Annotated in this window: 8 protein-coding genes; all 8 read right to left on the reverse strand. The window is 32.6% G+C overall.

Annotated elements, in window-relative coordinates; genetic code table 11:
• Positions 1-644: 644 nt before the first annotated feature.
• The 8 genes from AC2DZ0_RS05495 to metF all read right to left on the reverse strand — a co-directional run bounded on the left by AC2DZ0_RS05495 (position 645) and on the right by metF (position 12,876).
• On the reverse strand, positions 645-1,529 hold the full coding sequence (locus AC2DZ0_RS05495) for an alpha/beta hydrolase (protein ID WP_484644188.1): 885 nt from the start codon (positions 1,527-1,529) through the stop codon (positions 645-647).
• Positions 1,530-1,555: 26 nt separating this feature from the next.
• Positions 1,556-3,085, reverse strand: a complete 1,530-nt coding sequence (locus AC2DZ0_RS05500; RefSeq protein WP_484644190.1) for a sulfatase family protein — start codon at positions 3,083-3,085, stop codon at positions 1,556-1,558.
• A gap of 65 nt (positions 3,086-3,150) precedes the next feature.
• Positions 3,151-4,527: a sulfatase gene (locus AC2DZ0_RS05505; protein WP_484644192.1), complete on the reverse strand. Its 1,377-nt coding sequence runs from the start codon at positions 4,525-4,527 to the stop codon at positions 3,151-3,153.
• Between the two features lie 278 nt (positions 4,528-4,805).
• Positions 4,806-6,791, reverse strand: coding sequence for a sulfatase-like hydrolase/transferase (locus AC2DZ0_RS05510; RefSeq protein ID WP_484644194.1), 1,986 nt, complete (start codon positions 6,789-6,791; stop codon positions 4,806-4,808).
• A 193-nt stretch (positions 6,792-6,984) separates the two neighbouring features.
• On the reverse strand, positions 6,985-7,845 hold the full coding sequence (locus tag AC2DZ0_RS05515; RefSeq protein ID WP_484644196.1) for a hypothetical protein: 861 nt from the start codon (positions 7,843-7,845) through the stop codon (positions 6,985-6,987).
• Between the two features lie 217 nt (positions 7,846-8,062).
• Positions 8,063-10,372 carry a GH92 family glycosyl hydrolase gene (locus AC2DZ0_RS05520; protein WP_484644197.1) on the reverse strand — a complete coding sequence of 770 codons (2,310 nt, stop codon included), beginning with the start codon at positions 10,370-10,372 and terminating at the stop codon, positions 8,063-8,065.
• A gap of 1,080 nt (positions 10,373-11,452) precedes the next feature.
• Positions 11,453-11,770, reverse strand: coding sequence for a thioredoxin (gene trxA / locus AC2DZ0_RS05525; protein ID WP_484492014.1), 318 nt, complete (start codon positions 11,768-11,770; stop codon positions 11,453-11,455).
• Between the two features lie 146 nt (positions 11,771-11,916).
• Positions 11,917-12,876 carry a methylenetetrahydrofolate reductase [NAD(P)H] gene (gene metF / locus AC2DZ0_RS05530; protein ID WP_484492015.1) on the reverse strand — a complete coding sequence of 320 codons (960 nt, stop codon included), beginning with the start codon at positions 12,874-12,876 and terminating at the stop codon, positions 11,917-11,919.
• Between the last annotated feature and the right edge of the window lie 115 nt (positions 12,877-12,991).

Here is a 12,991-nt window from a genome sequence, read left to right on the forward strand (position 1 = left end):
TTCGTTTTCAAAAAATGAATTGGTATTTAATCCCTCTAAGTTATTAAATTAAACTTTTGATGTTATTGAATTTTATATTGCTTATCATTTTATTTACAAATTTATTTAAAAGATATTATTAAGGTAAAAAATTTCCTTTCAACATATAAACCATATTAATCCCTGTATTTTTTACTTAATGGTTTGAAAAGCTGGAATGCTACTCAATATTTTTTTTAACATAAGTTGATATAAAAAAAGTGATTATCCATACCTCTCTTGACAAAGCCAACAACTCCAAAATCATCTTATTGGTAAAATGCAACTCGTCCACGATGTTACCATCTATTTCCTGACTTTGTCAGTATTTATTGGCTACTGATATAATTATTTCTACTGCAGCGTGAGGTTATTTCGTTATACAAGTTTCATATTTAACTTTTTTATCATTTAGAATGTACAAACACAACTTATTTGTCCGCGAACTAAGCAAACAACTACCATACTATAGGTATCCGAATAGCCTTTTATAGAAACATTTTTCTTCCAACACAGAAAACCTCCTTAAATTAAACTAAGCAAGTTCAATACAAGGAGGCTTTATTTGAATACCAGAAAATGTTTTTTGAAGTAAATTTTCAGAGTAGCATACTGAGGATTAAAGGTTATCTTCCTACTAGACTTTTACTTTCCTTTTTTAATTCAACCGTCGCTGTTCCGGATAAAAAGCCTCTCTTTACTAAAAAGTTATCTATAGTTAATAGTGTTGAAGGCATCCATTTTTGTTCTCTGTAAAACATATGAGGAGAATTTAGTCCAACCCACAATTCCAAATCTACCTCTTTCTGCTCCTTAAGTTTGGCTACGAGTTTGTCTGAGGCTTTTTTCCATTTATCAGTTTCTCCTACAATAAAGAGCATTGGTGGAAATTTTTTATCTAAATGATTGAATACATTTAGCTCTGGAGTTTTATCTCTTTCCAATAATGTAAATGCAGGACATATCAACACAAACGCTTTAACATCCGTTGTAATTTCTGTATTATCCTTTGGATTATTGAATTGGGTATCCATCATTTGCATCACACTTATATGCCCACCTGCAGATACTCCACTAACAACGATATTCTCTGGATCTATTCCTAAATCCTCATGATTCTCTTTGACCCATCTGACCACAGTTTTCCCGTCCGTAACACATATTCTTTTTTTTGACTCTCCATTTGGTAAATTCTTGGATTTTTCTTTTTCATGCATCGAATAATTGGCGGAAATAGCAACCAATCCTCTTTCAGCCATATAACTGCAAATTTCATTTCCTTGAGTTAAATTACCTTTGGTCCATCCACCCCCATGAAAAAAAACAAAACAGTTTTTCTTGTCATTTGTTTTATGATTTTTAGGAAAAAAGATTTGTATATCTTGATCCTTTCCATCTATTCCTACATAGGTTACCTTTTTTGTGTTATTTTGCGAATAACCCTCAAAACAGGCTATTAAAATAATTGCTAAAAAAGATATAACGATGTTTTTACTACTATTAATTGTCATTGTTGAATTTGTATTAATTTAATAATTTATTCTTTTGAGTTACCTTGCGCAACCATTTTCTCTAATTCCTGTTTCAATTCTTTTACTTTTTCAGGATAGTCAAGAGCTAAATTTTTTGTTTGCCCGGGATCATCTTTTAAATTAAATAATTCATTCTTTTGATTGTGTTCTTTGATTCCCCGTTCATTTATAAACCACTTTGGCTCACCCTTGCCTCCCGCAGGTGCATCAATATATACCCACTCGTCTTTACGTATTCCTAAATATTTACGAGGTGTATTGTATAGAATTGGTGCTCGTTTTTCCGTTGGTTTTCCATTTTTTAACAATTCTAGAATACTAAAACTATCTTCACCTGCATCATCAGATAAGTTACCCCCTACCAATTCTGCGAATGTAGCTATCATATCTGTCAAACAAAATTGATGCGTATTTATTGTATTCGGTTCAATTTGTCCAGGCCATCTAGCAATAAACGGAATGCGATTCCCTCCTTCCCAAACATCTAGTTTTAAGCCACGCCATGTCCCCATACCATAATGCTTGAATTTTTGAATTCTATCATACGAATATTTATCTGCACCATTATCTGAAGAAAAAATCACGATCGTATTTTTTGACAAATTAAGTTCGTCTAAAGTTTCTAACATCTTTCCAATATAGTGATCAATTTCATAAACATAGTCACCATATCTCCCAACCTTAGTTTTCCCTACAAATTCAGGAAGTGGTACGTATGGAGCATGAGGTCCTGGGGGATCCCAATAAATAAAAAATGGTTTACTTTTATCCATTCCATATTCTGGGTTCTCTTTTTTGCCTGCAAATACTTCTAAATATTCAATAACTTTTTTAGCACTGTTAGGCACCCAATTATACGGATTTTCAGGTTCCAAATCCTTATTGACTGGCAAACCGTTTACAAAAGGCATTTTACAATCCGATATTGGAGCCATACCTTTTATACTGTCAAAACCCTCCTTCTCATATATGTGTGTTTGAGTATAAGCATAATCGAATCCTGCTAAGTTTGAACCTAGTAGTTTTTTATTAGGAAAATCATAAGCATCTATTGACCCTGGTTCCTCTCCTTCTTTTACCGCATCATTGTAATTATTCTTAAGCCCCCATTTACCTATTTGAGCAGTGTTGTATCCCTTTTTCTTAAGTACAGAGGCAAGAGTTTCACGACCTTTTTCTATCATTACACTTTCATACATTTCTCCGTTTCCAAATCCTTCTTCGCCACGTCGCCAAGGATACCTCCCGGTTATTAACCCATAACGACTTGGACCGCATACAGGAGCAGCTGAATGCGCATCAGTAAATCGCACTCCTTGTGCCGCTAATTTGTTAATATTGGGTGTAGGAATCAATGATTCCGAATTATAACATTGTGGATCTCCTATTCCCATATCATCCATGTATAAAAACAATATATTGGGTAATTCAGCTTCATTGTTAGCCAAAAAATCAGTTGTTTTATTTTTTTTACAGCTAAAAAGAACAGCCACAATACTTATGGCTAAAAGTTTTGACATTATTTTATAATTCATAATTGTTTTTTATTAAAAAATTATCAGGATAAATAATATTTAGATTATGGTTATTGATTTTAACCTTAATTCAATAATTTTTCCATTTGCATCTTGACATTACTGTATGCTTTATCATCCGCTAAATTTTCATACTCAAAAGGATCTGTATTCTGGTTGTACAACTCATCTCCAAACTTGCCATTATCCCACTGTACATACCTCCAGTTTTTATTTTTAACTGATTTCCCAAGTCTTTCACCTCTTTTAATTACTGCCCTTACTTCCGTTCTAAAGGGTGTTTTAGGATTATCTAATACCTTTTTGAAACTTTTTCCTTCTAAGTACGATGGTGTGTTATCTAAATTAGAAAAATCTGCCAATGTTGGGTAAATATCGATATACTCAAACATAGAATTTGACTCTACTCCCTTATATTTAACCAAGTTTCCTGATACTATAAAAGGCGCATTTGTTCCTTTTTCGAACAGAGTAACTTTATTCCACCAGTTTTGTTCTCCTAGATGGTAACCATGATCACTTAAAAAAACAATTAACGTATTCTCATACGCTCCTGTTTCTTTTAAGACCTTGATTACTTTCCCTAATTGCGTATCCATGAAAGTAACACAAGCATAATAAGCTCTTATAAATTCTTTCTTATCCTGATCTGAAAACTTATCAAAAATTTTTGTCGCATCTGGTAGCGTTAGTTTATTCGGAGACTTCCAATCTTTAGGCAATTCATGAATTTTAACTTCATCCATTGGGTAATAATCAAAATACTTTTTTGGTGCATTGAATGGATCGTGTGGCTTTTTAAAACCTAAAGCTAAAAAGAAAGGTTTATCTCTTTTAGATTTTAAGAATTCTACAGCATCTCTTGCAATCATACCATCTTCCTGATCTTCATCCGTACCCTCTGCCTCTAACCATCTGCACCATTTTAATGCTCCATCAGTCATGTTTCTCTTTTTCCCTGTATTTCCAATCTTGGTTGTTTGGTAATCTTTTATAATATCCCAAGCTTTTGGATCATTGTAACCTTTATTAGACTTATGAAAAATTTTACCATAGCTAGCAGTCTGATAACCATTGCTTTTATATAAAGCTGGTAGTGTAACTTTGTCTCCTAAAATAGAAAGCAAAGGTGTTTTGTTATCCATAACAGTGGTCGTTTCAGGAGTCAAACCCGTTAAGAAAGAAGTTCTACTAGGGTTACAGACTGAATAATTACAATAAGCGTTATTAAACAAGATACCATCTTTAGCAAGGGCGTCGATATGCGGTGTTAATACTGCTTTATTACCATAACATCCTAAAGCTGTTGTTAAATCATCTACCACAATAAAAAGAACATTCTTTTTAGGATTATGTTTTAATGTTCTACTACTCGTATCTTGCTTTTGTCCTTTACAAGCAATCAATGAAACTGAAAATAATAGAATGATAATTTTTTTCATTTTTAAAATTTGAATTGGTTCTTAAAATTAATTACTCTTTTATAATTATATCTTCTACTTTTATGACGATTTTCCTCGAAAAGATGCTCATAGATGTAGTTGTTATTTTTTCTCATGTAAAACACTTTTATCTCATGTTCTGCATCAAATACGAGTATTTTAGATTGTTCTATTTTGAAGGTAACTTATTCTTGTTTTTTGTTTATCACCGACATAACATACTATAACACAACTATTAAAAAAACAACTTTGATATTTCTTGATAAGCTCATTTAAATTTATTGTATACTAGATAATTGTACTGCATTTACTTTTATATCTTTAAAGGCACTATTTTTTGGTGTCATCATAAAAGGTTTTTCATTCCACCTAGCGAAGGTATTGGATTTGTTTTGCCATAAAGGTATTTTAGATCCATCTTCACGAGTTACAACAATGTTATCTATATAAAAATGATAAACTCCTTCTTTTTTTCCTACCATTGCAATCACGTTAAAAGGAATTCTTAAAGGACAAACGTTTCCAACACCCAAAACTCTGTGTTCCCAAACACCTTTACCTCCCTTTATCTTTGGAGCTGTAGTCTGCAATCTTCCAAACTGATCGTATCCTGTGTTCTGTAAAAACATAGGGCTCCATCCAGTAGTTGGTGTATACAAAATACCATCTTCTCTACCATCTTTAGCCACGCATATATCGTATTCAATAACATCACCTGGTAATACAGCCTTATCTTTAGGGTATCCTAAAGCAAAAACAAATCTCAACCCTTTTCTTTGGTTGTTTACCTCTTTAACTTGCTCTGCATAAAACTCTAACACTTCTCCTTCAGGGGTTGCTTCGATATTATCATTTTCTGGTATTATATAGGTAGGTTTACATTTTTTTTCTTCCAACCAATTTTCGTGTTCTATTTTTAATTTTGCTACAATTTCTGGGTATATTTTAGCTACGTTTTTTTCCTCGCTGATATCTTTTTCTAAATCATACAACTGCATACTTTTCAGGTTGTAAATCAGTTTCCACTTTTCATTTTTAACAACTCCTTGTTGTCTCCAAACCCAATGCTTGTATCTTGATTCTAGCTTTGTATTCGCTAATATTTCTTTACTTAAGTCCTTTCCATCAATTTCTGAAAGTACTTTGTGTTCAACCCCAGCCATTGCAGATAAACTAGGATACACATCTAAATAACCAAAGTCTCCCTCAAAATTTTTCCCTTGATTAATACCTCCATTTTCCCACAAAATAGCAGCAGGAACATGAATTCCGCCCTCAAATACAGTATGTTTCCCTCCTCTTAATGGTAAATTATTCCCTTCTGGCGTTGCTCCGTTGTCGGAAGTAAACATGATAATTGTATTATCATACAAGTTCTCTTCTTTCAAGAATTGAATTGTTCTTCCTATTGCATCATCCAAACTGATCAACATTGCTGATCGAATAATTTGTATTTGTTTTTTCGATAATTTTTTCCAGCTTACTTCATCTTTAAAGCAAGACATGTATTCTTCTTTTGATAATAACTTTTCACCTTGTCTAACCGATTCTGGAACTCTTAAGATATCTTCGTACTTGGCATGAATTGGATTGTGCATAGCTTCATGAGGAATGTAACAAAAGAAAGGCTTTGATTTGTTTTCTTTCATAAAATCTATCGCATATTTTGTTACCAAATCCGTTGTGTATCCCTTCTCATCTGGTTTGTTCTCATTATCATGGTACCAAGTATTGAAATAATAATAAGAAGTGTATCTCGTGAAGTAGTTACCACCACCACCATAATAACCAACAAATCTGTCGAAACCATGATTGTTTACACCATAACCTATACTATACTTCTTTTGAATCTTTGGGGTAGGATTCTTACCGTAGTTTGGAGGATTTCCATTGTGCCATTTTCCAAATGCTCCAGTTACATACCCTTCCTTTTTAAAGGATTCTGCAATTGTTGTTTCCTTTGGATCTAACTCACCTCCTGTTTGTGGGCCGGCGTTCACATCCACGTAATGTTTTCCTGTTAACAATCCGGCTCTAGAAGGAGAACAAACACAATGAGTTCCATAATTATTAAAAGTAGTACCTCTTTTAAAGATTTGGTCAATATTAGGGGTAGGAATTATTCCATTGTTAATACTTAAATCTCCCCATCCTAAATCATCCGCATAAAAGAGTAATACATTAGGTTTTGGATTTTTTTTCTTTGCTATAACGGTCATTCCGCCAAACAACATAACAAATGCAAGTAGCGTTATTTTTTTCATGTTTAATATGCTTAAAATTATTCTTTTATTTAATTTATATCTTAAACGGATTAATAATATTGGGGTTACATAATTCGTTTATAACTCACCACTATTTCTACCATTTAAATCATTAGTTTCCGACTTTTTCTGAAGATAAATATATCTATCTGATATATTCAAAATGTTCAATATGCAGAAATTATTTTAGTCTTTATTTCTGTATACTTTCAATCTTACTAACCGAAGTAGTAACTCTTTTAGCTAAGGATTCGTTTACCCCTTCTTTCATTAAAACAAATTGATCTAAGGCGATATATGTAGAGCGCATAGAAACCTCCATTTTATAGATCCCTGGTTCGTGAAAAACAACATAAATATCATATCCTCCTCCATCAGAAGTACTCCCAGTAAAAGACCAATTTGCAACGTTTTTAAAATATACTTTCATCCAACCATCTTTACTAGACCCGTCTACAACTGGTGTTTTACCAACCCCCTTAGGATAAACGATTTGCGGAGTAACAGTACCTTTATAACCATAAAAATCGTCGGCATCATGAAAACGAAGCCAAGCATCATTGTGCTCTGTATTCCCATCTATATTATTCATTATCAGAGCCCTCCATTGGAAATGGTATGTTCCAACATTGGTTATTTTAATATTGTAGGTTAATGTACCTGTACCAGGTTCATGAAAATATTGAACACCAGTACCATTATACATATAGCCTTCACCTGTATAACCCGCTAAATTAGCGACTGACCTAAAATGATTATCCAAATCATTTGGAAAATTTTCTTGAGTTGAAACCGTCCAATCTAACGCATCCAATACGCTTTCCATTTCTACCTTAACAACCCCTTCTTCCTCTATATAGGCTAATATGAAAATTTCAGAATTCTCCTCATTAGGATCTCCATCTTCATCGTTGCCTTCCTCATCATTGATAGCATCGTTGTCAGTTTCTAAATAATCAGTAGTTCCGCTATTTTCTGTCTCTATATCATTCTCACAACCAACAAAAAAAACTATACTCATTAACAATATTAATTTCAAAATCTGATTTTTCATAAATATTCATTTTTATAAATTACTAAATGAAATAACATCTCTTTCATAGAGTTCCCAAAAGATTTATCAATATTAATATTCCAATACTAATTCCAAAATCCTGAGTTTACAGTGAGCTCTCGAATACAATTGGGGACTGCTAAAAATTTTATTTTCTCACTATCAGTACACCAATGTTCACTAACTAGTCCATTTAATACAGCTATTAATTAATTAATTATTTAACAACGCTAGCCCCCATTTCAAACTCAATCGTATCCCCATTGATTAGATTTGAATGAGTTATATAAGTTTGATCAACCTTAGTACCATTGATTTTTATAGACTGTATGTATTTATTTTTTCTGCTATTATTTCGAGCAATCAAAGTTGCTCTTTTTCCATTATCTAAGTTGATTTCAACTTTATCAAAAATTGGACGACCTATTGAATATTCAGGTTTTCCAGGGCAAATAGGATAGAAACCCATGGCGTTTAACACATACCAAGCAGACATTTGTCCACAATCTTCATTACCAGCCAAACCATTTGGATTATTAAAATACATCTCATTCATTACCATATCCGCGTAGTGCTGAGTTAACCAAGGTTTTTCTGAATAGTTGAATAAATGAATGATATGATGACTTGGTTCATTTCCATGAACATATTGCCCAATCAATCCAGAAATATCACCAGGAACATGTTCTCCATCCTGTTTAGGACTTGTTGTAAACAAAGTTTCAAGCCTCTCAGTAAAAACTTTTTTCCCTCCCATCGTTTTTTGAAAACCTTCAATATCATGCGGTACAAACCATGACCATTGCCATGCATTTCCTTCACAGTAATCCGTTTTCCAGTGAGAAGAATTGTTTGGATTAAAAGGTGTTCTCCATGACCTGTCTGACATAATTCCTCTCATAAATTGTGTTTCTTTATCATAATATTTTTGATAAAATTTAGAGCGCTCTATATATTTTTCAAACACTTCAGTTTTCCCTAAATCCTTTGCCATTTGTGCAATACACCAATCATTATATGCAAACTCTAAGGCTTTGGCTACAGAAGCCACAGTTTTATCTCCAGGAATAAATCCTAATTCTGACACATATTTTTTTCCAATTTCCATTACGTTACCTGCCGCATTGTTATAACCCGAAACTTTTAACATAGATGGATCATAAATTGATGCTTCTATCATTGCCTCTAGAGCTTCCTCTGCATTGTAATTTGATATTCCTTTTTTATAGGCATCATAGATTACGGCTACAGAATGATATGCCAACATAGTACCTGTATAATTAGATGCCAGTTCCCATTTAGGTAAAATTCCACCTTCCTTTCTTTTTTGAAGCAAAGTTTTAATTAACTCATTATCTTTTTCTGGGTTAATTATTGTCAATAAGGGATGTAAACCTCTGAAAGTATCCCATAAAGAAAATATAGTATGATTGGTAAACTCTTTTGAATTATGAGCAATTTGATCCATTCCCATATATCCACCATCTACATCCATAGCTGTATTTGGACTCAACATGGAATGATACATCGCTGTATAAAAAATAGTTTGTTCGTCATTTGTACCACCTTCTGCATTAATCTTTGACAATTGCTTGTTCCACTCTTTTTTACTCTCAACAACAACCTCATTAAAATCCCATCCAGGAAGCTCTGCCAACATATTTGCTTTGGCACCATCTGTGCTTACAGGCGAAATCGCAACTTTTACTTTTACTGCCTCTTTCTCAGAAGTTGTAAAATTAAGTTTTGCTTTGACATTTTTATCTTTATTCCATTCTGTCAATCCTTCTCTTAATTGATTGTTTACAAAGATTTCTGACTTAAATGGTTTTGAAAATTTAGCATAGAAATAAATTACCTGATTTGTAGCCCAACCTTGCGTAATTTTCATTCCTTCTACTTCAGTATCACTGATAATTTTAATTTGTATTTTCTTATTATTATGCATTTGTAAACTATGTCCTAAGTCGATTATAATTGAAGACTCATCTGATTTAGGAAAAGTATATTGATGCATCCCAACCCTTGTGGTTGAAGTCAACTCAGCTTTGATGTTAAAACCCTCTAAATCTGCTGCATAATAGCCTACCTCCGCAATTTCTGTTTTTTTATTAAATTTTGATGTTACCCTTTTTTCGTCCGAAAAATAAACCTTACCAGTAGTTGGCAACAAAAGTATATCTCCATAATCTCCAATACCAGTACCTGATAAATGTGTATGGCTAAATCCATAAACTATATCATCAGAAAAATGATACCCTGAGCAAGCATCCCAACCTGTTAAGCGTGTATCCGGACTCAATTGCACCATTCCATATGGTCTTGTTGGTCCTGGGTAGGTATGACCATGACCTCCTGTTCCAATAAAGGGATTTACATATGCAGAATAATCTTTTTTGATCTTACTATCCCTATTTGTTTCTTGATTGTTTGAGACACAAGAAGAGAAAATTATTATTGTAGCTACTAGAGCTAAAGATTTTAAATAATTAATTATTGCTATTAATTTGTGAGTGTAAAAAATCATATGAATAGAGTATTATTAAACTTAGTACTTGTTATTTTTATTGGCTAGTAAAAAGAATAACAAATGACGCTATTTGACATTAATTTAATATTAACAAAACATGAATACCCCCAGGTATTAAGTATGATTTATAGAATTAAGTGCATTATTTTTACATCTTACACGACAAACCGTTCAAAATTATTTTTAAATGACTTTAGGAACTATTAGTAGCTACAGACAAACCATAACAATTCTTGCCTATTCGAGTTTAAAGGATAATTTATTACAAAACAACTCAGTTAGATTTTGACCCACGAATACATTTTCAGAACGAAAGAAATTAAACCATCTTTGTCATGCTAACAGAAATGCAGTTTTTGTTATTTTATAAAAAAACTACGAAACATAAATTCAAATTCTAAACCTAGGAAACAAAATGATGTTCTATTTCTTAAGCCACTTGTACAGGAAAGTTTCCAAACTTTTATTTTAGGAAAAATTTAATTCATAGTTATCTATCTGTTCCGGACATATATAAACGAATAACTAATTCTAAAGAATTTATTGAGTGTGTATTCTAAAAATAATTTCCTTTCTTTTTTAGTTTATGAATTTTTGGGAAGCGTAGCCCTAACGATCGACAAGAACTTGAAGACTCAAATATCGTTCGCATTGAATTAAATAATATTGGCTTAGAAGCTTTATTAAACCAGAGACTACAGTAAATCCAAAGCCTAAATTTAAACAGCATCAAGTCCCCTCAAACCTTTACAAATTCATCAGTAACATTTTCATTTCAATGACTTATACACTGTTCATATAGAAACCTAAACTCAAAAATGAGTCTCGGTATAAAGCTCTTTTAATTCCTGATGCCTCTGAAAAAAGCAATCTTTCCGTGATAATTTTTATTGTATGCACTATTTTTGTCCTTGAATATGTTAGAACACACTGAATAATAAATAACCATAACTTTTATCTGAGCATATTAGAAAAAAAATGAATCGCATACCTATCATTAAGAGACAGATAAGTTTGCTTTAACAAAAAAAGCCTACTAATAATTAGTAGGCTTTTTGTTCTAAATTCTTATATAATTTATAACGCTGCGTCAATTTTAGATGCATACGTTGCTTTTGGCGCAACTCCAACTTGCTTATCAACAACTTCACCGTTTTTAAACAATAAAACCGTAGGAATATTTCTTACTCCGTATTTAGCAGCAAATTCTTGATTGCTATCAACGTCTACTTTCCCAACAACAGCTTTTCCTTCATAATCATTGCTGATTTCCTCAATGATTGGTCCAACCATTCTACAAGGCCCACACCAAGTTGCCCAAAAATCAACCAATACTGGCTTATCTGATTTCAATACTACTTCGTCAAATGTTGCGTCTGTTATTTCTAATGCCATAACTATATATTTTTAGATTGTTATTTTATTTTTTTATCTATACAAATGTAGTCAAATAATTCACTTAAAAGTTTTAGTATGAATCACTTTTTTTTATAGTTGTATTTGAGATAATTATTAATTATTTGTAAGGAAAATTTAAACGACTAAAACACCTCACTCGCTATCTTTACAATATTATCTGATTTACCCATAGAGTAATAATGAACCGTTGGTACCCCTGCACTCATCAATTCTTTACTTTGTTGTATCGCCCACTCTATACCAACTTGACGAATCGCTTTTTTATCACCCTTACAATCCAACACGGCTTTTTCTAGTGCCAAAGGCAAATCTAAACTAAACACCTTAGGTAAAATTTGCAAGTGACGTTCTACAGCTATTGGTTTGATTCCCGGTATAATCGGCACTGTAATTCCTATATTTTTTGCAGCCTCCACAAACTCAAAATATTTTTTATTATCAAAAAACATCTGCGTTACCACATAATCAGCCCCTGCATCTACTTTTTCTTTCAAACGCAATAAATCAGAATCTAAACTAGGTGATTCAAAATGTTTTTCTGGATAGCCCGCTACCCCAATACAAAAATCAGGTTTAGAATCCATCTCAACTGTTTCATTTAAAAACTTTCCTTCATTCAAACGAGACACCTGATCAACCAATTCAACCGCATAATTATTACCTCCTTTACTAGGCACAAATTGAGCTTCATGTTTCATTGCATCCCCTCTCAGAGCAACTAAATTGTCAATCCCTAAATAATGTAGATCTACTAAAACATATTCTGTTTCCTCTCTCGTAAAGCCTCCACATAAAACATGAGGAACCGTATCTACGTTGTATTTATGCATTAAAGAAGCACAAATTCCAACTGTACCCGGACGCATACGCGTAATCTTTCTCTCAAGCAAACCATTTCCTTTATCAAGGTAAACATACTCCTCCCTTGAAGTGGTTACATCAATAAATTTAGGTTTAAACTCCATCAAAGGATCAATATTATCATATAATTTCTGAATATTTTGTCCTTTAACTGGCGGTACAATTTCAAAAGAAAACAATGATTTCCCTTTTGCTGCTTTTATGTGATCTGTAACTTTCATTTCTGTTTTTTATTTGGGCGTTACCTTTCGGCCGGGCTTTTCGTTTTATCTTTTTCATTTTTTATGACTTCAACCTGCTCCGTCTAAAAATTAAAAAAAGGATATCACTGCTATC

The organism is Flavicella sp. IMCC45668 (assembly GCF_057219105.1).

Bases quoted from the DNA above. Each gene is read 5' to 3' on its own strand.
- AC2DZ0_RS05495 (WP_484644188.1), bottom strand. From the start codon at position 1,529: ATGACAATTAATAGTAGTAAAAACATCGTTATATCTTTTTTAGCAATT.
- AC2DZ0_RS05500 (WP_484644190.1), bottom strand. From the start codon at position 3,085: ATGAATTATAAAATAATGTCAAAACTTTTAGCCATAAGTATTGTGGCT.
- AC2DZ0_RS05510 (WP_484644194.1), bottom strand. From the start codon at position 6,791: ATGAAAAAAATAACGCTACTTGCATTTGTTATGTTGTTTGGCGGAATG.
- trxA (WP_484492014.1), bottom strand. From the start codon at position 11,770: ATGGCATTAGAAATAACAGACGCAACATTTGACGAAGTAGTATTGAAA.
- metF (WP_484492015.1), bottom strand. From the start codon at position 12,876: ATGAAAGTTACAGATCACATAAAAGCAGCAAAAGGGAAATCATTGTTT.
- AC2DZ0_RS05515 (WP_484644196.1), bottom strand. From the start codon at position 7,845: ATGAAAAATCAGATTTTGAAATTAATATTGTTAATGAGTATAGTTTTT.
- AC2DZ0_RS05520 (WP_484644197.1), bottom strand. From the start codon at position 10,372: ATGATTTTTTACACTCACAAATTAATAGCAATAATTAATTATTTAAAA.
- AC2DZ0_RS05505 (WP_484644192.1), bottom strand. From the start codon at position 4,527: ATGAAAAAAATTATCATTCTATTATTTTCAGTTTCATTGATTGCTTGT.